This is a genomic window from Maritimibacter alkaliphilus HTCC2654, from assembly GCF_000152805.1.
Lineage (GTDB): Bacteria > Pseudomonadota > Alphaproteobacteria > Rhodobacterales > Rhodobacteraceae > Maritimibacter > Maritimibacter alkaliphilus.
In genome coordinates this window covers 767,710-792,232 of sequence record NZ_CH902578.1, presented here as the reverse complement: position 1 = coordinate 792,232, position 24,523 = coordinate 767,710, and the positions used below count along the sequence as shown (strand labels likewise).

The 24,523-nt window shown below is 65.4% G+C and carries 19 protein-coding genes and 2 pseudogenes; 11 read left to right on the top strand and 10 right to left on the bottom strand.

Translation table 11 applies throughout. The features are described 5' to 3' along the window. Positions 1-226 precede the first annotated feature (226 nt). Together uvrA and RB2654_RS05015 are read left to right on the top strand one after the other, a co-directional pair. Positions 227-3,085 (top strand): excinuclease ABC subunit UvrA, encoded by a 2,859-nt coding sequence (gene uvrA / locus RB2654_RS05020; protein ID WP_008329199.1) that lies wholly within the window; start codon positions 227-229, stop codon positions 3,083-3,085. After that, entirely contained in the window at positions 3,082-3,480 is a 399-nt protein-coding gene (locus RB2654_RS05015) for an NUDIX hydrolase (RefSeq protein ID WP_008329198.1), read from the top strand. The genes uvrA and RB2654_RS05015 overlap by 4 nt, the downstream gene beginning before the upstream one ends. Positions 3,481-3,626: 146 nt before the next feature. Here the strand turns inward: RB2654_RS05015 and RB2654_RS05010 are convergent, their stop codons facing one another. The 5 genes and pseudogenes from RB2654_RS05010 to gltX all read right to left on the bottom strand — a co-directional run bounded on the left by RB2654_RS05010 (position 3,627) and on the right by gltX (position 7,652). Then, positions 3,627-4,358 carry a TspO-related membrane protein gene (locus RB2654_RS05010; protein ID WP_008329197.1) on the bottom strand — a complete coding sequence of 244 codons (732 nt, stop codon included), beginning with the start codon at positions 4,356-4,358 and terminating at the stop codon, positions 3,627-3,629. An 84-nt stretch (positions 4,359-4,442) separates the two neighbouring features. Beyond that, a complete protein-coding gene (locus RB2654_RS05005) occupies positions 4,443-4,661 on the bottom strand; it encodes a ribbon-helix-helix domain-containing protein (protein WP_008329196.1) in 219 nt (72 codons plus the stop codon). After that, positions 4,654-4,830: a DUF4169 family protein gene (locus RB2654_RS05000; protein WP_008329195.1), complete on the bottom strand. Its 177-nt coding sequence runs from the start codon at positions 4,828-4,830 to the stop codon at positions 4,654-4,656. Before RB2654_RS05000 ends, RB2654_RS05005 begins: the two co-directional genes overlap by 8 nt. A gap of 86 nt (positions 4,831-4,916) precedes the next feature. Beyond that, a pseudogene (gene gltA, locus RB2654_RS04995) lies at positions 4,917-6,208 on the bottom strand (citrate synthase). A 41-nt stretch (positions 6,209-6,249) separates the two neighbouring features. Beyond that, positions 6,250-7,652 (bottom strand): annotated as a pseudogene (gene gltX, locus RB2654_RS04990) (glutamate--tRNA ligase). Positions 7,653-7,735: 83 nt separating this feature from the next. On the opposite strand from gltX, the gene RB2654_RS04985 reads away from it, so the two are divergent. After that, the gene (locus tag RB2654_RS04985) at positions 7,736-9,838 is read left to right on the top strand and encodes a ComEC/Rec2 family competence protein (protein ID WP_008329185.1); all 2,103 of its coding nucleotides are present in this window, start codon (positions 7,736-7,738) and stop codon (positions 9,836-9,838) included. Here RB2654_RS04985 and lexA read toward each other — a convergent pair. From lexA to trpC, 4 genes are all read right to left on the bottom strand, one after another. Continuing rightward, positions 9,832-10,524, bottom strand: a complete 693-nt coding sequence (lexA, locus tag RB2654_RS04980) for a transcriptional repressor LexA (protein ID WP_008329183.1) — start codon at positions 10,522-10,524, stop codon at positions 9,832-9,834. The two genes, RB2654_RS04985 and lexA, sit on opposite strands and share 7 nt — an antisense overlap. A 96-nt stretch (positions 10,525-10,620) precedes the next feature. Further along, on the bottom strand, positions 10,621-11,793 hold the full coding sequence (locus RB2654_RS04975; protein WP_008329182.1) for a molybdopterin molybdotransferase MoeA: 1,173 nt from the start codon (positions 11,791-11,793) through the stop codon (positions 10,621-10,623). Then, positions 11,790-12,272: a cyclic pyranopterin monophosphate synthase MoaC gene (gene moaC, locus RB2654_RS04970; RefSeq protein WP_008329181.1), complete on the bottom strand. Its 483-nt coding sequence runs from the start codon at positions 12,270-12,272 to the stop codon at positions 11,790-11,792. Before moaC ends, RB2654_RS04975 begins: the two co-directional genes overlap by 4 nt. Continuing rightward, on the bottom strand, positions 12,269-13,069 hold the full coding sequence (gene trpC / locus RB2654_RS04965) for an indole-3-glycerol phosphate synthase TrpC (protein WP_008329180.1): 801 nt from the start codon (positions 13,067-13,069) through the stop codon (positions 12,269-12,271). Before trpC ends, moaC begins: the two co-directional genes overlap by 4 nt. Positions 13,070-13,240: 171 nt before the next feature. Between trpC and RB2654_RS04960 the strand changes: the two genes are divergently transcribed. The 7 genes from RB2654_RS04960 to RB2654_RS04930 all read left to right on the top strand — a co-directional run bounded on the left by RB2654_RS04960 (position 13,241) and on the right by RB2654_RS04930 (position 22,800). Next, a complete protein-coding gene (locus RB2654_RS04960) occupies positions 13,241-14,209 on the top strand; it encodes an XdhC family protein (protein WP_008329179.1) in 969 nt (322 codons plus the stop codon). Next, positions 14,209-15,204 carry a molybdopterin-binding protein gene (locus tag RB2654_RS04955; RefSeq protein ID WP_008329178.1) on the top strand — a complete coding sequence of 332 codons (996 nt, stop codon included), beginning with the start codon at positions 14,209-14,211 and terminating at the stop codon, positions 15,202-15,204. The genes RB2654_RS04960 and RB2654_RS04955 overlap by 1 nt, the downstream gene beginning before the upstream one ends. Positions 15,205-15,326: 122 nt before the next feature. Next, positions 15,327-15,812 carry a (2Fe-2S)-binding protein gene (locus RB2654_RS04950; protein ID WP_040884415.1) on the top strand — a complete coding sequence of 162 codons (486 nt, stop codon included), beginning with the start codon at positions 15,327-15,329 and terminating at the stop codon, positions 15,810-15,812. A gap of 36 nt (positions 15,813-15,848) precedes the next feature. Then, complete coding sequence (locus RB2654_RS04945) at positions 15,849-18,215, top strand: xanthine dehydrogenase family protein molybdopterin-binding subunit (RefSeq protein ID WP_040884414.1); 2,367 nt, start codon at positions 15,849-15,851, stop codon at positions 18,213-18,215. A gap of 15 nt (positions 18,216-18,230) precedes the next feature. After that, on the top strand, positions 18,231-19,013 hold the full coding sequence (locus RB2654_RS04940) for an FAD binding domain-containing protein (RefSeq protein ID WP_008329172.1): 783 nt from the start codon (positions 18,231-18,233) through the stop codon (positions 19,011-19,013). A gap of 201 nt (positions 19,014-19,214) precedes the next feature. After that, positions 19,215-21,158, top strand: coding sequence for an OmpA family protein (locus RB2654_RS04935; protein ID WP_008329170.1), 1,944 nt, complete (start codon positions 19,215-19,217; stop codon positions 21,156-21,158). Between the two features lie 97 nt (positions 21,159-21,255). Then, positions 21,256-22,800 carry a glutamate synthase-related protein gene (locus RB2654_RS04930; RefSeq protein WP_008329168.1) on the top strand — a complete coding sequence of 515 codons (1,545 nt, stop codon included), beginning with the start codon at positions 21,256-21,258 and terminating at the stop codon, positions 22,798-22,800. Positions 22,801-22,856: 56 nt separating this feature from the next. On the opposite strand, the gene infC is transcribed toward RB2654_RS04930, so the two are convergent. Continuing rightward, positions 22,857-23,351 (bottom strand): translation initiation factor IF-3, encoded by a 495-nt coding sequence (gene infC, locus RB2654_RS04925; protein ID WP_008329151.1) that lies wholly within the window; start codon positions 23,349-23,351, stop codon positions 22,857-22,859. Between the two features lie 232 nt (positions 23,352-23,583). On the opposite strand from infC, the gene RB2654_RS22285 reads away from it, so the two are divergent. Next, positions 23,584-24,480, top strand: coding sequence for a hypothetical protein (locus RB2654_RS22285; protein ID WP_050771934.1), 897 nt, complete (start codon positions 23,584-23,586; stop codon positions 24,478-24,480). The last annotated feature ends 43 nt before the right edge of the window (positions 24,481-24,523 follow it).

Below are 24,523 nucleotides of genomic sequence, written 5' to 3'. Positions count from 1 at the left end.
GTGCCGTGGCCGCGAGCGTCGTCGCGAGAAAAAGCAAAGCGGTGAAAATGGCGCGCAACATGACGTCCCCCGGAAATGATCTTTTGAATTACCGGAAGCGTAGCCCATAGGCGGGTGTTTGCGAAGAATGGATTTGAGAGCGAAAGTTCACACTTCGTTCTCATTTTCCGTTTGCGCCTGTGTCTGATTGCCTTATCTAATGGGCCTGTCCCTCCCGAGGTGTGAAATGCCCGAACAGAAGTTCATCGAAGTGCGCGGTGCGCGCGAGCACAATCTCAAGTCCATCGACGTGGATATTCCGCGCGACGAACTGGTGGTCATCACCGGCCTGTCGGGGTCCGGCAAGTCGTCGCTCGCCTTCGATACGATCTATGCCGAAGGGCAGCGCCGCTATGTGGAGTCGCTGTCCGCCTATGCGCGCCAGTTCCTCGACATGATGGAAAAGCCGGACGTGGATCATATCTCGGGCCTCAGCCCCGCGATTTCCATCGAGCAGAAGACGACGTCGAAGAACCCGCGCTCCACGGTGGGCACGGTGACCGAGATCTACGACTACATGCGCCTGCTTTATGCGCGTGCCGGGACGCCGTTTTCGCCCGCGACCGGGCTGCCTATCGAGGCGCAGCAGGTGCAGGACATGGTCGACCGGATCATGGAGATGGAAGAGGGCACGCGCGCCTATCTGCTGGCCCCCATCGTGCGCGACCGTAAGGGCGAATATCGCAAGGAATTTCAAGAGCTTCGCAAGCAGGGTTTCCAGCGCGTCAAGGTGAACGGCGCGTTCTACGAGTTGGAGGAACCCCCGGTTCTGGACAAGAAATTCCGCCACAACATCGACGTGGTGGTCGACCGGATCGTCGTGCGCGAGGGGCTGGAAACGCGGCTGGCGGATAGCTTGCGCACCGCGCTCGACCTTGCCGACGGGATCGCCATTCTGGAAACCGCGCCGAAAGAAGGCGAGCCGGAGCGTCAGACGTTCTCGGAAAACTTCGCCTGTCCGGTGTCGGGCTTCACCATCCCCGAGATCGAGCCGCGCCTGTTTTCCTTCAACGCCCCCTTCGGCGCCTGTCCGACCTGTGACGGTCTGGGGCAGGAGCTGTTCTTCGACGAACGCCTCGTCGTGCCGGACGCCGCGCTCAAGGTCTATGACGGGGCCATCGCCCCGTGGCGCAAGGGCAAGTCGCCCTATTTCCGGCAAACCATCGAATCCATCGCACGCCACTATGAATTCGACATGGCGACGCCGTGGAAAGACCTTCCGGCCCATGTGCAGCAGGTGTTCCTGCACGGCTCGGGCGAAGAAGAGATCAAGTTCCGCTTCGACGAGGGCGGCCGGGTCTATGAGGTCACGCGCCCCTTCGAAGGCGTGATCCCGAACATGGAGCGACGCTACCGCGAGACGGATTCGAACTGGGTGCGCGAGGAATTCGAGCGCTATCAGAACAACCGCCCCTGTGGCGACTGCGGCGGCTATCGCCTGCGGGAAGAGGCACTGGCGGTCAAGATCGCCGGGCTTCATGTGGGGCAGGTGGTCGAGATGTCGATCAAGGAAGCCTACGACTGGTGCCAGACGGTGCCCGAGCACCTGACCAAGCAGAAAAACGAGATCGCGCGCGCCATCCTGAAGGAAATCCGCGAGCGGCTGGGCTTTCTGAACAACGTGGGCCTCGAATACCTGACCCTCAGCCGCAACTCCGGCACGCTGTCGGGCGGCGAGAGCCAGCGCATCCGGTTGGCAAGCCAGATCGGCTCGGGCCTGACGGGGGTGCTCTACGTGCTCGACGAACCGTCCATCGGCCTGCACCAGCGCGATAACGGGCGGCTTCTGACAACGCTCAAGAACCTGCGCGATCAGGGGAATACCGTGATCGTCGTGGAGCATGACGAGGAAGCGATCCGCGAGGCGGATTACGTCTTCGACATCGGCCCCGGCGCGGGCGTGCATGGCGGTCAGGTCGTGTCCAAGGGGACGCCCGGCCAGATCGCCGCCGACTCCGCTTCGCTCACCGGTCAATACCTCGCCGGAACGCGCGAAATCGGCGTCCCGGCCGAACGGCGGAAGGGGAACGGCAAATCGGTGACCGTGGTGAAGGCCACGGGCAACAACCTGCAAAAGGTGACGGCGGAGTTTCCACTGGGCAAGTTCGTCTGCGTGACGGGCGTGTCGGGCGGCGGCAAGTCGACCCTGACCATCGAGACGCTGTTCAAGACCGCCTCCATGCGCCTGAACGGCGCGCGCCAGACCCCTGCGCCGTGTGAGACGATCAAGGGGCTCGAGCATCTCGACAAGGTGATCGACATCGACCAGCGCCCCATCGGGCGCACCCCACGCTCGAACCCCGCGACCTATACGGGCGCCTTCACCCCGATCCGCGATTGGTTCGCCGGGCTGCCGGAGGCCAAGGCGCGCGGCTACAAGCCCGGGCGGTTTTCGTTCAACGTCAAAGGCGGGCGCTGCGAGGCCTGTCAGGGGGACGGTGTCATCAAGATCGAGATGCACTTCCTTCCCGATGTCTATGTCGAGTGCGAGACCTGCAAGGGCAAGCGATATAACCGCGAGACGCTGGAAATTCAGTTCAAAGGCAAGAGCATAGCCGACGTTCTTGATATGACGGTCGAGGAAGGGCAGGAGTTCTTCAAGGCCGTGCCGACCATCCGCGAAAAGATGGACGCGCTGATGCGCGTGGGCCTTGGCTATATCAAGGTCGGTCAACAGGCGACGACGCTTTCCGGAGGCGAGGCGCAGCGGGTGAAACTGTCGAAAGAGCTGTCGAAACGGTCCACGGGCCGCACGCTTTACATCCTCGACGAACCGACGACGGGCCTGCATTTCGAGGATGTGAAGAAGCTGCTTGAAGTGCTTCACGAACTGGTCGATCAGGGAAACAGCGTGGTCGTGATCGAGCACAACCTCGACGTCGTGAAAACGGCGGACTGGATTCTCGACATCGGGCCGGAGGGCGGTGACGGCGGCGGCACTCTGGTGGCGACCGGCACGCCCGAAGACGTGGCGGCGGTCGAAGCGTCGCACACCGGGCATTACCTCAAGGACATGCTGAACCCGAAACGCACGGCGGCGGAATGACGGCCACGCAGGCTGCGCTCGCCGTGGTCCTACGGGAAGAGCGCGTTCTGCTGGTGCGCCGGGCCAATCCGCCGGATGCGGGCCTTTGGGGCTATCCGGGCGGCAAGGTCGAGCCGGGCGAAACGGTGGAGCAGGCGGCGGTGCGGGAACTGCACGAGGAAACCGGCGTGCGGGCGGAGGCGGGCGCGGTGCTCGTCACGCTGGAGGCTAGGGGCGAGGGGTTCCACTACGCGCTGCACGCGGTCGCTTGCCGATACCTGTCAGGGAAGCCCTGCGCGGCCGATGATGTCACCGATGCGGACTGGGTCCCTTTTCCCGATGTTCAGGCGGGTGTGCGGCCGATGAGCCGGGATGTGGGCCGGGTTCTGGAGATGGCTCTGAAATGGCTCGGTTAACCTCTTTCTTAACAATCGAGAATTTATGCGTTTGGCATCAAAGGCTTGAGGCTACCAGAATACTAGGATTCTTGTATCCTGGAATTCTGGTGCCACACCTACGGGATGCCGCATTCGCCGTGCCCCACCGGGGCTGGTCCGCCACGTCAAGCGGCGGCGTCGACCCCGTGCCGCGCGCGCCCGACGATGGACCGGACGAGGGCCACGGACAGCACCACAACGCCCACGCCTGCGGCCCCGACCACGATCCATACATCGCCCCAGTTCTTGACCGCGATGGCGAAGATCGCCCAGATCACGCTCAGGAAATACACCCATTCGTGGCGGCGCCCCGCGTGGATGAACAGGGCCACGCCCAATGCCATCGCGATACAGATCAGCGCCCAGCCGACTTCGCCTAGCACTATCCCGAACCCCGCGCCGGTCAGCCCGAGCGACGCGAAGGAGGCCGCCGTAAGCCAGCCGGTGTAGAACGCGACCGGAGCGGCAGCCCACCAGCGGTCGCGGTCCGGCGCGCGGTGCATCGCGATGGCTGCGGAGATCAACATGGTGAAAATCAGGATCGTCGCCCAGATCGGGGACACCATCGCGACCGGCAGCCAGATCGCCCCGATCACCAGCGAGACGAGCAGGGGAAGGCGCATCGGATCCCAATCCGCAACGTCATGGCGTTCCAGCAGGCCGAACCCGGTCGAGGCCACGAGCCACAGGTAGATCGGCCCCCAGATCGCGAAGGCATATCCGGCGGGCTGGACCGGCGGATCGATCTGCGGATTCGGGTAGAGGTTCGGATCGAACCCGCCGAATCCCGGCACGAGAAAGGGGCCGAGCGCAAAGGCGACGGCCGCGACGAAGAGAAGGATGGATTTGGCACGCATGGCTGACACCTCGTTTTGTCGAGGTAACGTGCCGGACAGCTTTCCGGTTCACTTTTCGGCGCCTGCGCGATGCCGCACTCAGGGTCAGCCGCGGTAGTGGCGCAGCACGTAAAGCCGGATCGCGGATGCCAGACCCGAGGACAGGCCGCGCGCCTCGTCGATCTCGGCGGTCAGCTCGTTCACGCCTTTGCCCTCGGCCTCGGCGATCTCGCGAAACGCATCCCAGAATTCATCCTCGAGCGAGATCGAGGTCCGATGCCCGCGCAGGGTCACCGAATGCTTGCGGGGGCGGGCGTCAGTCATCCCTGCGGTGCCGGTCCAGTTCCTGCCGCGCCTTGTCCGCTTGGGCCTGTTCCAACGCTTTCTGCGCCTTGGTGCGCCCGAATTTAGCGGCGTTCGCGTCGCCGCTCGCCCGTTTTTCGGCGCGAGCCTTTTGCTTTCGGATCTGGTTGAGGTTGGTGACCTTGGACATGCGCCAATTCTGACCGTCTGAATGAACGCCCGCAACGAAAAAGGCCGCCCGGTCGGGGCGGCCTTTGGTGTTCTGTGAGAACCGGATCAGCGGTTCTCGACGTCCACGTAGTCGCGCAGGGTCTCGCCGGTGTAAAGCTGACGCGGGCGGCCGATCTTGTGGCCCGGCTCCGCAAGCATCTCTTTCCACTGGGAAATCCAGCCGACGGTCCGCGACAGGGCGAAAATCGGGGTGAACATCGAGGTCGGGAAACCCATCGCTTCCAGAATGATGCCGGAGTAGAAATCGACGTTCGGGAACAGCTTCTTGTCCGCGAAATACGGGTCTTCCAGCGCCTGCCTCTCCAGCTCCTTGGCGACCTGAAGCACCGGGTTGTCCTCGATCCCAAGCAGGTCGAGCACTTCGTCCGCCGACTGTTTCATCACCTTCGCACGCGGGTCGAAGTTCTTGTAGACGCGGTGGCCGAAGCCCATCAGGCGGAAGGGGTCGTTCTTGTCCTTCGCACGCGCGATGAATTCCGGAATACGGTCGACCGAGCCGATTTCCTTGAGCATCTCAAGACAGGCCTGGTTCGCACCGCCATGTGCCGGACCCCAGAGGCAGGCGATACCGGCGGCGATACAGGCAAACGGGTTGGCACCCGACGAACCGGCCAGACGCACGGTCGAGGTCGAGGCGTTCTGCTCGTGATCGGCATGCAGGGTGAAGATCCGGTCCATCGCACGGCTGAGGATCGGGTTCACCTCATAGGTCTCGGCCGGCACCGAGAAGCACATGTGAAGGAAGTTCGACGCGTAATCGAGGTCGTTGCGCGGATACACGAAGGGCTGGCCGATGGTGTATTTATAGGCCATCGCCGCGATGGTCGGCATCTTCGCAATCATGCGGATCGAGGCGACTTCGCGCTGCCACGGATCGGCGATATCGGTCGAGTCGTGGTAGAAGGCCGACATCGCGCCGACCACACCCACCATGATCGCCATCGGGTGCGCGTCACGGCGGAAGCCCGAATAGAACTTGGCCATCTGCTCGTGCAGCATGGTGTGGCGCGTCACGCGGAATTCAAAGTCTTCGATCTCGGCGGCGGTCGGCAGGTGGCCGTAGAGCAGCAGGAAGCAGACTTCGAGGTAATGCGATTTCTCGGCCAGCTGGTCGATCGGGTAACCCCGGTGCAGAAGCTCACCCTTTTCGCCATCGATGAAGGTGATCGCGCTTTCGCAGCCCCGGTCGAGTATAGCCGGGATCGAAGTGAAGACGCCGCCTGCGCATAGAGCTTGGTGATGTCGAGCACGTCCGGCCCTGCGGTTGGCGAGTAGATCGGCAGATCCAACTCCTTGTCGCCGAATGTCAGCTTCGCCGTTCCTGTCTGGTTCGCCATTCCGATATCCCTTCGTTGGGGCCCGCCGGGCGGCAGGCTGGTTACTGGCTGGCCTCGTTGAGCCGGGCGATGGTTTCGTCACGCCCGAGGACCAGCATCATGTCAAACACGCTCGGGCTCGCTGCGCGCCCGGCGAGGGCGGCCCTGAGGGGCGCTGCCAGCTTGCCGAACTTGATGCCGTGGGCCTCTGCCAATGCGTTGAGAATAGTCTCCAATTCTTCGCGGTTCCAGCTAACAGTTTGCAGCTGCGGCGTCAATTCCGTCAGTATACCACGGGATACATCGTCAAGCGCGGCCTGCGCTTTCTCATCCCGTTCGATGGGCCGAGACGCGAGAATGAATCTCGCTTTTTCAATCAGTTGGGGCAGGGTCTTGGCGCCGGTGCGCACGAAATCGAGTGCTGCGCTCAGGCCTTCGACCTGCGCGTCCGTCAGCTTTTCCTGGGACGTCGCGTCAAGATAATCCTGCACCTGCAAAATAAGTTCGTCGGCCCCGGCCATGGCGATGTGCTGGCCCGAGACGTGGTCGAGTTTCTTGAAGTCGAGACGCGCGGCCCCCTTACCGATCCCGTCGAGGTCGAACCACTCTTTCGCCTGAGCATCGGTGAACACTTCGTCGTCGCCATGCGACCAGCCGAGGCGGACGAGGTAGTTGCGCATGGCCGAGGCCGGATACCCCATTTCCCGGTATTCCTCGACCCCCGCCGCGCCGTGCCGCTTGGACAGTTTCTTGCCGTCCGGGCCGTGTATCAGGGGAATATGTGCAAAGACCGGCACGTCCCATCCCATCGCGTCGTAGATCATCTTCTGCCGCGCCGCGTTGTTGAGGTGGTCGTCGCCCCGGATCACGTGGGTCACGCCCATGTCGTGATCGTCCACGACGACGCGAGCATGTATGTGGGCGAGCCGTCCGACCGCAGGCAGACCATGTCGTCGAGCTGGTCGTTGCGGAAGGTGACGTCGCCCTGAACCCGGTCCTCGATCACGGTCGCCCCGTCGCGGGGGGCCTTCACCCGCACGACGTAGGGCGCGTCCGGGTGCGTCGACGCATCGGCATCGCGCCACGGCGACTGAAAGAGCGTCGATTTGCCCTCGGCCCGCGCGGCTTCGCGAAACGCCTCGATCTCGTCCTGAGTCGAAAAGCATTTATAGGCCGTTCCCGCCGCCAACATCGCCTCGGCCACCTCGACATGACGCGGCGCGCGCTCATACTGGCTGATCGCCTCGCCGTCGTAGTCGAGGCCGAGCCACTCCATCGCGTCATAGATCTTGGCCGTCGCCTCGGCTGTCGAGCGTTCGCGGTCCGTATCCTCGATCCGCAGCAGAAACTTGCCGCCGCGACCCCGCGCGTAAAGCCAGTTGAACAGGGCCGTGCGCGCGCCGCCGATATGGAGGTATCCGGTCGGCGACGGGGCGAAACGGGTGACGACGGGGGTGTTGGACATCGGGTGTTAACCTTTTGGAAACCATCTCGGGCGTAGCGTCGGGGGAGGGATAGACGGGACGCGGCGGGAGAACAAGTGTGCCCATGGCAAGCGCGATCTCGGAACGGTTGGAGCGTCTGCGCGGACGGTTGATCCTGTTCGCGCCGATCTTTCTGGGCATCGGGATCGGCGTCTATTTCCTTCTGCGCACGGAACCGGGTGTCATTGGCTGGGCGGTCGTCGCCGGGCTGGCGGTCGGCGCGGCCATGGCGGGCTGGTTGATCGGGCGCAGCGCCCTGCCGGGCGTCGGCCTGCCGTTCCTTGCCGCGGCCGCCGTGATGACGGGCCTGATGCTGGCCGGGGGGCGCACGGCCATTGTGGCGGCCCCGGTGCTCGATTTCCGCTACTACGGCCCGGTCGAGGGGCGCATCGTCGTGATCGACCGAAGCCAGTCCGACGCGGTGCGCCTGACGTTGGATCAGGTCCGGCTGGACGACGTGGCGCCGTGGAAGGTGCCGGACCGCGTTCGCGTGTCCCTGCATGGCCAACAGGGGTTCGTCGATCCCGTGCCGGGGATGCGGATCGCCGTCACGTCGCACCTGTCCGGCCCCGAAGGGCCGGTCGAGCCGGGCGGGTTCGATTTCCGGCGCATGGCGTGGTTCAGGTCCATCGGCGCGGTCGGCTATACGACCAAACCGGCCCTCGCACTCGCGCCAGCGGAACGGGCTTTGCCGATCCATCGGCTCCGGGCCGCGATTTCTGCGGCGGTTCAGGCCGAAATTCCGGGCGAGGCCGGGGCTTTCGCCGCCGCCATCACCACCGGCGACCGGTCCGCGATGGGGCAGGAGACGGTCGAGGCGTTGCGCGCATCGAACCTTGCGCATCTGTTGGCGATTTCCGGGCTGCACATGGGGCTGCTCGTCGGCTTCGTCTTCGGCACATTGCGGCTTGGCCTTGCGCTGACACCGGGGGTCGGCGTGTCGATGGACGTGCGCAAGGTGGCCGCGGTCGTGGCGCTGGCCGCCGGAGCGTTCTACCTCGCCATGTCGGGCGGGGCCGTGTCCACCTCGCGTGCCTTCGTCATGGTCGCCGTCATGCTGGTCGCGATTCTCGTCGGGCGGCGGGCGCTGACACTGCGCGCGGTGGCGGTCGCCGCCCTCATCCTGTTGATCCTGAAACCGGAATCGCTCGTCGAGGCCGGGTTTCAGATGTCTTTCGCCGCGACGACCGCGCTCGTGTTCGTGTTCGGGGCGTTGCGCGACGTGCAGCGCGGCAAGCTCCCGAAATGGGCCCGGCCCGTGTTCGCGGTCGTGCTCTCGTCCCTCGTGGCGGGGCTGGCCACCGCGCCGTTCTCGGCCGCGATCTTCAACCGCGTGGCGCATTATGGCCTGATCGCCAACGTGGTGTCGGTGCCGGTGATGGGCACGCTCGTCATGCCGCTCGCGGTCCTCGCGGCCCTGCTGGCACCATTGGGGCTGAGCTGGATCGCGCTGGACCTGATGCGCTGGCCGATCGAATGGATTCTCTGGGTCGCCAAGAAGGTGGCCGCGCTCGACGGTGCGGTGGGCCACGTGATCGCGCCGCCAGATGCCGTGATGCCGATGATCGCGCTCGGCGGGCTGGCGGTGATCCTTCTGCGCGGCGCGGGGCGGGCGGCTGGCGCGGTCGTCGTCGTCGCGGCGCTGGCCCTGTGGACGCAGGCGACGCGCCCCGATGTGCTGATTTCGCCATCCGGCAGCCTGATCGGGGCGATGACCGCCGAAGGACGCGCGTTGACCAAGGCGCGGGGCGAGGGGTTCGCGGCCCGATCCTGGCTGGAAAACGACGGTGATTCCACGGATCAGGAAAGTGCGGCGGCCCGCATGGCGCAGGCGACCGATCCTCAGTTCGACCTGCCCGGACTGACGTTGAGACTGGTCAGCGGTCGTGGCGCGGCGGACCGGCTCGAGGGGGCCTGCGCGTCCGAGGCGCTGGTGATTTTCGCCGCCAAGCCGCTGGATCGCTACCCCGAGGGGTGCAATATGCTCGACCGCGCGGCGCTGGCGCGCACGGGCGCGCTGGCGATCACACTGACCGCTGACGGTCCGCGCGTCACATCGGTCGCTCAGGTGTCGGGCAACCGGCCCTGGACCCGTGCGGACCAGACGAAAACGCGGCGGACCCAGCCCGCCGCGTCCGACCTGCCGCTCCTGATCGCGCGTCAGTAGGTGCGGATCAATCCGACCAGCTTGCCCTGAACCTTGATCTGGCCCTGAGGCAGGATGCGCGTCTCGAACGCCGGGTTCGCGGCCTCGAGCGCGATCATGTCGCCCGCCCGGCGGAAGCGTTTCAGCGTCGCCTCGTAGCCATCGACCTGTGCCACGACGATGTCGCCGTTGTCGGCATGCGACGTCTCGCGAATGATGACCACGTCGCCGGAGTTGATGCCCGCGTTTATCATCGAGTCGCCCTTGACCTCGAGCGCGTAATGCTTGCCGTTGCCGACCATCGCGCCGGGGACCGAGACGTGGCTCTGCCCGTCCTCGATCGCCTCGATCGGTGTGCCCGCTGCGATCCGACCCAGAAGCGGCAGGTCCATCGCGCTGCCTTCGAGCGGCATGGCCTGCGCCGGGCGGCTGTCGGGCCTGTCGCCGTCGATCACGCGCGGTTCGAACCCGGCCTTGCCGGAGGGGTCGAGCGCATCGGGAAGCCGCGTCACTTCGATCGCGCGGGCCCGATGGGCGAGGCGGCGGATGTAGCCGCGTTCCTCCAGCGCTGTGATAAGGCGGTGGATGCCGGATTTGGAGCGAAGCTGAAGCGCCTCTTTCATCTCGTCGAAACTGGGCGGCACGCCGTCCCGTTGTATGCGCTTGTGAATGAATTCCAGCAGGTCCAATTGCTTTTTCGTCAGCATCGTTCGCCCTCCGGCTGCCCGTTATGTTCTCTGACCACACAGGTCTGTTCGGGTAAAGTTCTACCCGTGTTCTCGTTTCGTGTCAACGATATGCAATCAGAGGGGGAGGTATTCGACGATCTCGCCCTTCGCCCGTTCCGGGTCGTTCGGCGGGCGGACGATCAGGGCGTTCGCGGTGGCGAGGACCGACAGAAGGGCGGAATCCTGACGGTCCATCGCCGCGATCCCGGCCTCGTCCAGAACCGCGCGCATGTAATGCTGGCGCGGGCCGTTCGAGGCCAGATCGGCGGTGAGCGTCGCGGTTTGGGGCGTGACCGGCGCGGCGGGCAGACCCAGCATGACGCGCAGCGCGGGCAGGATGAAAACCGTTCCGCAAACCATTGCCGAGACGGGATTTCCCGGAAGTCCGATCATCGCGGCATCGCCCAGCTTGCCCGCCATCAGCGGTTTGCCGGGGCGCATGGCGACCTTGTAGAACGCCTGTTCCATCCCAAGCTCGGCCGCCACGGGACCGACGAGGTCGTGATCGCCCACAGAGGCCCCGCCGATGGTCACGACCAGATCGGCGCTCGCCGCGAGGCCCAGGACGAAGCGCAGGCTATCGGCATTGTCGCGCGCGATGGGCAGGAGGCGGACGGTCGCGCCCTCGGCCTCCAGCATCGCTTTCAGGCCGAAGGAGTTCGACGCGATGATCTGGTCAGGGCCGGGCTCTTCGCCGGGCATGACCAGTTCGTCGCCCGTGGCGATCAGCGCGATGTCGGGTTTTCTGGCGACCGTCACCTGCGGCACGTTCATCGAGGCGATCAGGGCCACGTCGCGGGGCGACAGGCGGCGCGGGGCCGTGACCGTGTCACCGACGCGGAAATCGTTGCCGGCGGGCCGGATGTTCGCGCCGGGGGACAGGTCGCGGTGCAGCGTGATGAGCGATCCGCGCAGGTCCACGTCTTCCTGAATGATGACCCTGTCGGCCCCCTCGGGCACGGGTGCGCCGGTGAAGATGCGCACGGTCTGACCGGCACCCACCTTGCCCGTGAACCGCTCGCCCGCCTTGGCCTCGCCGATCACCTTGAACTGCGCCTCCGGGTCGGCCTCGACCCCGCGCAGGGCGTAGCCGTCCATGGCGGAGGCCGGGAATGGCGGCTGGTCGCGCGTGGCGGTGACGGTCTTGGCAAGGATGCGGCCCGCGGCCTCGGCAAGCGGGACGGTTTCGGTGCCGACGGGGCCGACGAGGTCGAAAATCCGCCCCAGCGCCTCTTCGACCGAAATCACGGTTTCGCCTCGTAAGTGCCTGACTTGCCGCCGGTTTTGGCGAGAAGCTTGATCCCCTCGATCCGCATCCCCTTTTCGGCGGCCTTCAGCATGTCATAGACGGTGAGCGCGGCGGTCGAGACGGCCGTCAGCGCCTCCATCTCGACACCCGTCTGGCCGGAGGTCTTGACGGTCGCGGTGATGCGCACGCCGGGAAGCTCTTCGTCCGGCACCACATCGAGCGCGACCTTGGTCACGGGAAGCGGATGGCACAGGGGGATGAGGTCCGCGGTTTTCTTGGCCCCCATGATGCCCGCAAGCCGCGCCACGCCCAGCACGTCGCCCTTCTTGGCGGTGCCGTCCATGACGAGCGCCAGCGTGGCGGGTTCCATGATGACCTGTCCGGTCGCGATGGCGGTGCGGTCGGTGATCTCTTTCGCGGAGACGTCGACCATATGGGCCTGTCCGGCCTCGTCGAAATGGGTGAGCTTGCCGCTCATGCCGGCACCGGGTCCTTGAGGATCGCGCGGGTCGCGGCCTCCACATCGCCCTGCCGCATCAGGCTTTCCCCGATCAGGAAGGCGCGCGCGCCGACCTTGGCCATCTCGGCCAGATCGTCAGGCGTGAACAGGCCGGATTCGCAGACCAGAAGGCGGTCTTTCGGGGCGATCTTCGAAAGCTCGCGCGTGGTGTCGAGCGTGGTCTCGAAGGTCTTGAGGTTGCGGTTGTTGACGCCGAGGAGCGGCGACTTCAGCGCGGCCGCCCTCTCCAGTTCCTCGGCGTCATGCACCTCGACCAGAACGTCCATGCCCCATTGGAACGCCGCGGCCTCCAATTCGGCGGCCTGCGTGTCCGAAACGCTGGCCATGATGATGAGGATGCAGTCGGCGCCAAGCGCGCGGGCCTCGGCCACCTGATAGGTGTCGTACATGAAATCCTTGCGCAGCGCGGGCAGGGTGGTCGCGGCGCGGGCGGCCACGAGGAATTCGTCCGCGCCCTGGAACGACGGCGTGTCGGTCAGCACCGACAGGCAAGTGGCGCCCCCGGCCTCATAGGCTATCGCAAGCGCGGGCGGGTCGAAATCGGGGCGGATCAGGCCCTTGGACGGCGAGGCCTTCTTCACCTCCGCGATCAGCCCGTATCCGGTATCGGCGGCCTGTTGCAGGCGGGTGGCGAAACCGCGCGTGGGCGTGGCGTCGCGGGCGGCGGCCTCGACTTCGGACAGGGGCCGGGCGGCTTTACGCGCAGCCACGTCTTCGAGTTTGTAGGCCTTGATCTTGTCGAGCACGTTGGTCATGCGCACGGGTTTACGCAGGGCGCGGGACTTGGGCAAGTTGCTGTTGGCAAAATCTGCGCGGCCTGGCCCCCGCGCCTCAGACTTTGGTCGAAGGCTCGGCGCTGACCACAGAGAGGGACTTGCTCTTGTGCGGTGCGGGGGGCAGGGTCGGGGGTGAGTGGAGGACCATTGATGGACCGGTTTGACGATTTTCCCGAGGTGGCATTGGATTGGCATCGCGCCGGGAAGGGCGCGGTTCTTGCCACGGTCGTCCAGACCTGGGGGTCTGCACCACGGCCCGTGGGCAGCCAGCTTGCGGTGTCGGGCACCGGGGAAATTCAGGGCTCGGTCTCGGGCGGTTGCGTCGAAGGTGCGGTGATCGTCGAGGCCTTGGAAGCGGTCGAGGACGGCAAATCCCGGCTCCTGACCTTCGGCGTGTCCGATGACGAGGCCTTCGCGGTCGGGCTGGCCTGTGGCGGCACGATCCGGGTGCTGGTCGAGCCGGTGGGCCAAGCGGTGTCAGAGGAGGTTCTGGCGGACCTTGTCGACAAGCGCGCGGCGCGCAGGCCGGTGGGCTACGTGGTGAACACCGGGACGTGGGAGCGCAAACTTGTAGGCCGGGAGGACTATCCCGAACGGTTCCGGGGCGATCGGTCGGGGTTCGAGGAGGACGAGCAGACCTTCGTCGCCGTCCACAACCCGCCGCTGCGTATGGTCGTGGTCGGTGCCGTGCACATCGCGCAGGCGCTGGTGCCGATGGCACGGCTCGCGGGTTACGATCCGCTTATCATCGACCCGCGCGGGGCCTTCGCGCAGGAGCACCGCTTTCCCGGCGAGGACATCCGCGAGGATTACCCGGACGAGGTGCTGCCGGACTACGGTCTCGACACGCGCACGGCGGTGGTCACTTTGAGCCACGATCCCAAGATCGACGACCCGGCCATCGAGGCGGCGATTGCGTCGGAGTGCTTCTACCTCGGCTCATTGGGATCGACCCGCACCCATGCCAAGCGGGTGGATCGGTTGAAGGCGCGGGGGTATTCCGACGACCAGATCGCCAGAATTCATGCGCCCGTGGGGCTGGATATCGGGTCGAAAAGCCCCGCCGAGATCGCGATTTCGGTGATGGCGCAGATCACGCAGGCGCTGAGGCAGGGCTGATGGAGTTCGGCGCGGTCACGGTAGGCGAGGCCGCAGGTGCCGTTCTGGCCCATTCGGTCGCCTTGCCCGGTGGCAAGCTCAAGAAGGGCACCGTGCTGAATACAGATCACGTGGCGGCGCTTGGCGCAGCGGGCATCGCGCGGGTGACGGTCGCGCGGTTGGGACCGGGCGATCTGGGTGAGGACGAGGCGGCGATGACGCTGGCCCATGCGCTCGTGGACGGGGGCGAGGGGCTGCGGCTCTCGAAGCCTTTCACCGGACGGGTCAACATCCACGCGACGAGGATCGGGCTGGCGCATCTCGATGCCGACCGGCTTCACGCGGTGAACGCGGTCGACGATATGGTGACGCTTGCCACCGTCCCCAATTGGCGCCGGATGGGCGAGGGGGGGATGGTCGCGACGGTCAAGGTCATCGCCTATGGCGCCGCGCGCGCGTCGGTCGACAAGGCGGCGGCGCTGGGGCGCGGCGCGGTGCGGCTTGCCCCGGTGGTGACGCCCGATGCCACGCTCATCGTCACCACCCATGACGCCGGGTCCGGCGAAGAGACCGGCAAGGGGTTCAAGGCTATTGAGGGGCGACTCACTTCGCTTGGCATGACGCTGGCCGATACCGTGCAGGTGCCGCACGAAGCCCAAGCGGTCGCCGACGCCATCAGGGGGGTGAAGACGGCGATGATCCTCGTGCTGACCGCGTCGGCCACGTCGGACCCGGCGGATGTCGGCCCCGAAGCCCTCAGGCAGGCCGGCGGGCAGGTGACCCGCTTCGGGATGCCGGTCGACCCCGGAAACCTGTTGTTTTACGGGGCGCTCGGGGATGGGCGTCCCGTCATCGGCCTGCCGGGCTGCGCCCGCTCGCCCGCGATGAACGGCGCCGACTGGGTGCTGGAACGGCTTGCCGCCGGGCATCCGCCGACCAGCGCCGAGGTCGGCGCGATGGGAGTCGGCGGGCTGTTGAAAGAGATACCCACACGAAAACAACCCCGGGGAGGATGACACTTTAGGACTATAGCAATCGGTCACGGAAAATTGCCAAATCAACAGGGATTTACATCGAGATACCCGGTTCTCAGAGGCCGGGATCGGTGGTCTAGTACAGGTTCAATAGGGAGGATCTCATGACGAATGTAACCATGACGATCAACGGCCGCTCGGTTTCGGGCACGGTCGAGGGTCGCACGTTGTTGTCGACGTTCATTCGCGAAACCGCCGGGGCGACCGGCACGCATGTCGGCTGCGACACCGCGCAGTGCGGGGCCTGCACGGTGCACGTGAACGGCGCATCGGTGAAAAGCTGCAACATGTTCGCGATGGAAGCCGACGGGGCGGATGTGACGACGATCGAGGGTATGGCGAATGCCGACGGCTCGCTCGGCACGATCCAGCAGGCGTTTCAGGATCACCACGGGCTTCAGTGCGGCTTCTGCACGCCCGGTATGGTGATGACCGCCGCGGCGCTGCTGAAGGAAAACCCGACGCCCACCGAGGGCGAAGTGCGGGAATACCTGTCGGGCAACCTGTGCCGCTGCACGGGCTACCACAACATCGTCAAGGCGATCATGGCGGCGTCCGGTCAGGACGTGTCGTCGATCGCTGCCGAATAACGGCGCACAGCCAGCGACAATCCAGGGAGGATTACCATGCCAGCAGATGGTGGTATCGGCGCACCGATGAAGCGCCGCGAAGATGTGCGGTTTCTGACGGGAACCGGGCGTTACACGGACGACCTCAACCGGCCCGGACAGGCCTATGTCTATTTCCTGCGCTCGAGCGTGGCGCACGGGAAGATCAACAGCGTGAACACCGAAGCGGCGGCCGCCATGCCCGGCGTGATCCGCATCTTTACCGGCGCCGATTTCGAAGGCATCGGCGGGCTGCCCTGCGGCTGGCAGGTGACCGACAAGCACGGTCAGCCGATGCAGGAGCCGGGCCATCCGGTTCTGGCGCAGGGCAAGGTGCGCCACGTGGGCGACCCGATCGCCGCCGTGGTCGCGGATACGCTCGATCAGGCGCGTGACGCCGCCGAGGCGATCGAGGCCGACATCGAGGAGCTTCCCGCGGTCATCGACATGAAAAAGGCGCTCGAGGACGGCGCGCCCAAGGTGCACGACGATCTGACGTCGAACCTGTGTTACGACTGGGGCTTCGTGGAAGAGAACAAGGGCGCCGTGGACGAGGCCTTTGCGAATGCCGCACACGTCACCACGCTGGAGCTGAAGAACCAGCGCCTTGTCGCGAACCCGATGGAGCCGCGTGTGGCCATCGGCGACTATGACCCGGCGGGCGATAACTCGACCCTCTACACGACCTCGCAGAACCCGCATGTGATCCGGCTTCTGATGGGCGCCTTCGTGCTGGGCATCCCCGAGCACAAGCTGCGCGTCGTGGCCCCAGATGTGGGCGGCGGTTTCGGCACCAAGATCTTCCACTACGCGGAAGAGGCGTTCTGCACCTTCGCGGCGAAACAGCTTCGCCGTCCGGTCAAATGGACCTCGTCGCGCTCTGAGGCCTTCATGTCCGACGCCCATGGGCGCGACCACGTGACCAAGATCGAACTGGCGCTGGATGCGGACAACAACTTCACCGCGCTGCGCACGGAAACCTACGCGAACATGGGGGCCTACCTCTCCACCTTCGCGCCGTCGGTTCCGACATGGCTGCATGGCACGCTGATGGCGGGCAACTACAAGACGCCGCTCATCTACGTGAACGTCAAGGCCGTGTTCACCAACACCGTGCCTGTCGACGCCTATCGCGGCGCGGGCCGCCCGGAGGCCACGTTCCAGCTGGAACGCTTGGTGGACAAGGCCGCACGTGAGCTGGGCGTCGATCCCATCGCGCTCAGACGTCAGAACTTCATCACCCAGTTCCCCTACGCGACACCTGTCGCCGTGGAATACGACACGGGCGACTACGAAGCGACGATGGCCAAGCTGGAAGAGATCGCCGATCTGTCGGGCTTCGAGGCGCGTCTCGAAGAGTCGAAGAAGAAGGGCAAGCTGCGCGGTCTCGGCGTGAACTGCTACATCGAGGCTTGCGGCATCGCGCCCTCGCATCTCGTCGGCCAACTCGGCGCCCGCGCGGGTCTTTACGAATCCGCCACGGTGCGTGTGAACGCCACCGGCGGTCTAGTCGTCATGACCGGCTCGCACAGCCACGGGCAGGGGCATGAGACCGCGTTCCCGCAGGTCATCGCGGAAATGATCGGGATCGACCCGTCGATGGTCGAGATCGTGCATGGCGACACCGCCAACACCCCGATGGGCATGGGCACCTACGGCTCCCGCTCGCTCGCGGTCGGTGGCTCGGCGATGGTGCGCGCGACCGAGAAGATCATCAACAAGGCCAAGAAGATCGCGGCCCACCTGCTTGAAGCCTCCGAAGGGGATATCGAGCTCAAGGATGGCGCGTTCTCGGTCGCAGGCACCGACAAGTCGGTCGCTTGGGGGGATGTGACGCTCGCGGCCTATGTGCCCCACAACTACCCGCTCGAGGACATCGAGCCGGGGCTCGAGGAAACGGCGTTCTACGATCCGAACAACTTCACCTATCCGTCGGGCGCCTATGCCTGCGAGGTGGAGGTCGACCCGGAAACCGGCAAGGTCACCATCGAAAGCTTCGCGGCTGCCGACGATTTCGGCAACATCGTGAACCCGATGATCGTGTCCGGGCAGGTCCACGGCGGGATCGCGCAGGGCATCGGGCAGGCGCTGCTCGAGGGTTGCGTCTATGACGAAGACGGCCAGCTTCTGACCGGCTCCTACATGGACTACGCCATGCCGCGTGCCGACGACGTGCCGTATTACGCCGTCGATCACTCCTGCCAGACGCCGTGCACCCACAACCCGCTTGGGGTGAAGGGCTGCGGCGAGGCCGGGGCCATCGGGTCGCCGCCTGCGGTGGTGAACGCCGTGGTCGACGCGCTGCAACGCGCGGGCAAGACCGAGGTCACCCACATCGACATGCCGCTCAGCCCGTCGCGGGTCTGGGCCGCGATGAACCAGTAAGGAAGGACCGACACCATGTACGCATTCGAACTGGAACGGCCGACCACGCTGGCCGATGCGATCAAGGCTCTAGGCGGGGAGGAGGCGCAGCCCCTCTCCGGCGGTCAGACCCTCATCCCGACGTTGAAACAGCGTCTGGCGATGCCCTCGACCCTCGTGTCCCTGACGGGCATCGACGAGCTCAAGGGTATCAAGAACGAGGGCGGCACCCTCACCATCGGCGGGGCGACCTGCCATGCCGACGTCGCCAAGGACGGCTCCTACCCGGCGCTGTCCGACCTTGCGGGCCACATCGGCGACCCACATGTGCGCAACCGGGGAACCATCGGCGGCTCGCTCGCCAACAACGACCCCTCGGCCTGCTATCCGGCGGCGGCGCTCGCCTCGGGCGCGACCATCGTCACCAACAATCGCGAGATTGCGGCGGACAATTACTTCACAGGCCTCTTCGAGACGGCTCTGGACGAGGGTGAGATCATCACCGCCGTCAAGTTCCCGATCCCGGAAAAAGCGGCCTATGTGAAGTTCGAGCAGCCCGCGTCGCGCTTCGCCCTCGTCGGGGTGTTCGTGACCAAGGGCGCGAATGGCGTTCGCGTGGCTGTCACGGGGGCCTCGGAAGGCGGCGTGTTCCGCTGGACCGAAGCGGAAGAGGCGCTGTCATCCAACTTCGCCCCCTCGGCGCTCGAAGGGCTCTCGGTGCCGGCGGATGGCATGATCGGCGATTTGCACGGCACGCCGGAATACCGCGCGCACCTTGTGGGTGTCATCACCAAACGCGCGGTGATGAAGGCGGGCTGACGCCAGCCCCACATTTGAAAACGACGCCGCGTCCCATTGGGGCGCGGTTTTTCTTTGTTTCGCCTAAACGCGCGTGTTTTCAGCGGATTACCGCTGAGGTGTCTCATTTTCTTGCAGGTCGTCTAGGAACCCGACCCATACCTTCGACGTTGATGCGCCAACGAAGCCCAAGGCTCGGGCAGAACACGGAGATACCACAACATGCTCAAGAACGCTCTGAAATCGACCTCGGTCGTCGCACTGTGCACGGCGCTGATGACGCCGCCGGTGCTGGCTCAGGATGCCGAAGAGAACCTCGAAGAGTGCACGGTCACCGGACCGTTTCCCTGCGTGACCGAAAACGGCGTGCGGGTCGAAAGCGCAATGGAACTCGCCAAGGAAACCCTGATGCCCAGCGAGGCGGAGGAAGGCGAGCAGGCCGAGACCGCGCCGCAGGAACCGGAAACGCCCGCTGAACCCGCGACGCCGGATGCGCCGGGTCAGGACGTGGCCGATGAAACGCCCGCCGCCGATGCGCCGGGACGGGCCGACGCACAGGCCGAGGCCGAAGTGGAAGCGGAAGCCGAAGCGCAAGCCGACGATGAAGGCCTGGTCGAAAACCTCGCCAACGATCTGGTGGACGCGGGCGAAGAGGCTGCCGATACGGTTCAGGAAACCGCCGAACAGGCTGGCGACGCCGTCGAACAGACCGCCGAGGACGCGGCGGATGCGGCAGAGCAGACCGCCGAAGATGCGGCCGACACCGCGGAAGCTGCGGCGGACGCGGCTGAAGAGGAAGCCGGCGACGCGGCGCAAGAGCTGGCCGAAGAGCTGCCGGCAGACGAAACCGTGGAAGCCGAAGCTGAAGCGACCGCAGAAGCCGAAGCCGAAGCCGAAGCGGCGAGCGACGAAGACGCACTGGCCGACGCGCTTGAAGAAGACGCGAACGCCGAAGCCACCGCCGAAGCCGAAGCCGAAGCGTCGGACGAGGAAATGACCGCAGGTGAGCGGATCGAGGAAGAGACCTCGGCCGAAACCGCGCAGGCGCCGTCAGCCCCCGAAGAGCCGATGGAAGATCAGGCGCCCGAAGCCGCCGCCGCTGCGGATGCCGAGGCGGAAGCCACGGACGAAGACATGGCGTCGGATGACGATGTCGTCGTCGAAGAGGTGACCGAAGCCGAAGCCCGGTCCTCGGGTGAGGAATTCGAAACCACGGCGACCGTGACCGAGGAAGCTGCCGCGTCGAACAATGGCGGCAACAACAACGGCTCGGGCCTCAACCGCCAGCTGACCGATTTCGAAAAGCTCGTGCTTGCCGGTCTTGGCGGGATCGCCGTCGGCACCATCCTCGCCAATGGCAAGGAAATCGTGTCGAACTCGGGTGACCGCATCGTCGTTCAGAACCCCGATGGCACCTATCAGGTGCTGAAGAACGACGACACGATCCTGCGTCAGCCGGGCGTCGTTGTCTCGACCAAGTCCTACAACGACGGTTCGACCCGCACGGTCGTCGAGCGTGACAACGGCGTGCGCATCGTGACCATTCGTGCCGCGGACGGCACCGTGCTCAAGCGGACCCGCGTCATGCCGAACGGCGACCAGTACGTGCTGTTCGACGATACCGTCGAGGCGCAACCTGTCAGCCAGCAGGACGTGCAGGACTATGAGCCGATCGACGACATCCGCGCGTCGGATTCGGACGAGGCGGCGCTGCGCGAGGCCCTGATGGCTTCGATGGACCGCGATCCGGGCCGCACCTATTCGCTGCGTCAGGTGCGTCAGTTCTCGGGCGTGCGTGACCTCGCCCCCGTGATCGAGGTGGATGCGATCACCTTCGACACCGGCTCGGCCGTGATCCGGTCGGGGCAGGCGGAAGAGCTGGCCGCTTTGGGTCAGGCGATCCGCAGCGTCATCGAAGAGCGTCCCGACGCGGTCTTCCTGATCGAAGGTCATACCGACGCGGTCGGTGGCGCGGCCTATAACCTGGCCCTGTCGGACCGTCGTGCCGAAAGCGTGGCCCTCGCGCTGACCGAGTACTTCGACGTTCCGCCCGAGAACATGATCACGCAGGGCTACGGGGAAAGCGAGCTTAAGATCGTGACCTCGGAGGCCGAGCGGCAGAACCGCCGGGCCAACGTCCGCAACATCACGCCGCTCCTGCAATAAGCGGTTGAAAGATCAAGGATTTGGGCGCGAGGATTTGATCCTCGCGCCCTTTTCATGCGTAGTCGAATAAAGGAATTCAAACAGAGAGGTCAGCCAGATGGAAAAGGACGAGGTCCCGATCATCGCCGCTAAATCCCCCGCCGAAGTGGAGCTTGAAGAAGGCAAGGAATACTATTGGTGCCGCTGCGGGCGGTCGCAGAACCAACCCTTCTGCGACGGTTCCCACAAGGGCACCGGGATCACGCCGGTCGGCTTCACAGCCGAGGAAAGCGGCACGGCCTATCTGTGCCGGTGCAAGGCGACGGGGGATCAGCCCTATTGCGACGGCACCCATGCAAAGCTGGACGACGATCTCGAACCGGGCGACCCGTCGCCCGTGAACGACGGGGACGGCGCGCCCGAGGCGGAACCCACACCCGAGGAGCCGACCGTCGCGCGCATTCACGACATGGCGAAGAACGGGCTGAAGGGCCAACATGGCGAGGTCGGCGCGATGGGCGTTCCGCGCAAGGACTTGCCGCTCTGGGACGATATCCAGATCCTGCCCGCGCAACTGGCCCGAAAACCGCTGATGGACGACGCCCATGTGGCGACTGAAACGGTGATCGGCCCGCGCGCGAAAAAGCCGCTGATGCTGAACATCCCGCTCTTCGTCACCGACATGAGCTTCGGCGCGCTGTCGCCCGAGGCCAAGATCGCGCTTGCCAAGGGGGCCGAAGCCGCCGGAACCGGCATCGCGTCGGGCGAGGGCGGTATGTTTCCCGAGGAGCAGGCCGAAAACTCGCGCTACTTCTACGAATATGCTTCCGCCGGGTTCGGTTGGTCGCCCGAGATCGCCGAGATGGTTCAGGCGTTCCATTTTAAGGGCGGGCAGGCGGCCAAGACGGGCACCGGCGGGCATCTTCCGGCCTCCAAGGTCACCGACAAGATCGCCCAAGTGCGCGGGCTGGAAAAAGGGCAGGACGCGGTCTCGCCCGCGACCTTCCCGGACCTCGATACACCCGAGGACTTCAAAAAGATGGCCGACGAGGTGCGGGAACGCTCGGGCGGCATCCCAATCGGGTTCAAGCTGTCCGCCAACCATATCGAGGACGACATCGACTTCGCGCTGGCGGCCAGCGCCGACTACATCATCCTCGACGGGCGCGGGGGCGGCACGGGGGCGGCGCCGCTGATCTTTCGTGACCATATCTCGGTCCCGACAATCCCGGCACTCGCCCGGGCGCGGGCGCATCTGGACCGAAAGGCCGGGCGCGAAATCACGCTTGTCGTCACGGGCGGGCTGCGGGTGCCGGAGGATTTCGTCAAGGCGCTGGCGCTCGGGGCCGACGCCGTGGCGCTTGGCAATTCCGCGATCCAGTCGGTCGGCTGCGTGGGCGCAAGGATGTGCCACACGAACAACTGCCCGACCGGCGTAGCCACGCAGAAGGAGGAGCTCCGCAAACGGCTCGACGTCGAGGTCGGTGCCGCCAAGCTCGCCCGGTTCTTCGGCGCATCCACGCAACTCATGCAGGTGATGGCACGCGCCTGCGGTCACGATGCGCTCGCCAAGTTCTCGCCCAAGGATCTGACCACGTGGAAACGCGAGGTCGCGCAACTGACGCGCATCCGCTACGCGGGCCTCGCACAAGAAGGCGAATGACCAACGAAAAAGCCCTGCCGGATCGGCAGGGCTTTCTCACGCCATGATGGGCGGCGTTACTTGGTCAGCGGCCCGATCATCATGATCATCTGGCGGCCTTCCATCTTCGGCATGTTCTCGACCTTGCCGATTTCCTTCACGTCCTCGGCGACCCGTTCCAGCAGGTCGCGGCCAAGGTTCTGGTGCGCCATCTCGCGGCCCCGGAAGCGGAGCGTGACCTTCACCTTGTCGCCTTTTTCAAGGAACTTCACGACGTTCTTCATCTTCACGTCGTAATCGTGCACGTCCGTATTCGGACGGAACTTGACCTCTTTGACCTCGATGGTCTTCTGCTTCTTGCGCGCTTCCGCTTCCCGCTTCTGGGTCTCGTATTTGAACTTGCCGAAATCCATGATCTTGCAGACCGGCGGGGTCGCATTCGGAGAGATTTCGACGAGGTCGAGACCGGCTTGTTCGGCCAATTCCATGCCCCGCTGCGGGGACACGACGCCGACGTTTTCGCCTTCGGCACCGATCAGTCGAATTTCAGGGGCCCTGATCTTTTCGTTCACTCGGGGGCCGGTATCGCGCGTTGGCGGCGCGTTGTGGGGTCTACGGGCTATGGTTGAATTCCTTCGTTCGTTGGCAGGAAAGTTTGGGGCCAGAACCTAAGGCCGGCCCGGTGGGCTTTCAAGCCGATATCTGCGGGAAGAGGGCCAAATATTTTAGGAGCTTGACGGTTTTGCCCGCGACCCGCCTATCATGGTGTGCCGGAAGATGCCGGCTGAGAAAAGGAAGGTCGAAATGAACCGCAGTGTGATGGTGCTCGTCGTGGGCGCGGTGGTCGTCGTCGGCGGCTATGTCTGGAACGCGCAGCAGGGCGATCCGACGGGGGTCGAACAGGCGGCGCAGGATGCAGGCGACATCGTGGAGGAAGCGGTGGAGAACGCCACGGCGGACACCGTCGCCGAAGAACCGATGGACGAGACCGAGGCTGCGGCGACCGAGGCCGCCGAACAGGCGCGCGAAGCGGCTGCGGCAGCCGATGCCCCAAGCGACGCAGACGAGGCCGAACGGATCGCCACCGATGTCGAAGAGGCGATGGAAGCGGCGGACCCGGAAACACCCGCCGACGCGGCCGCGGACGGGACCAACCGCGAAGTCGAAGCGGCGCAGGACGCCGCAGACGCGGCGCTGGACGCCGCGCAGGAGGCCGAGGCTGCGGTGGAAGACGCCGAGAGTGCGGGTGACGTCGACGCCGCTGAGGCCGCCGAAAACGCCGCAGAGACCGCGCAGGAGGCCGCCCAAAACGCGCAGGACGCCGCAGAAGCGGCCCGGGCCGCAGCGGAAGACGGGGACATGAGCACGGCCCAAGACGCCGCCGAGAGCGCCCGGACCTCGGCTGACGTGGCCCAAACGGCAGCCGAAACCGCCGAGGAGGTGGTGGAGGAGAAAGCGACCGTCGCGCCCGACCCCGCGCCAGTGCCGCAACCCGCCCCGGAGCCTGAGCCGATGACGCTTGCCGACTACCTGACACCGGAGGCTTTCGAAGCGGACGCGGTAAAGGCCTTCATTCAGGACAGCGATCTGGACGACGTGCAGAAAGCCTCGCTCGCCACCAAGATCGACGCCGCCGCCCGTGACGACGCACTGGTCCCGGTCGTGATCGAGGAAATCGAGGCGGCGCTGGGGCTGGAATAAAAAACAAGCCGCCACAATTGCTTGCGGCGGATTGCTCATGTTC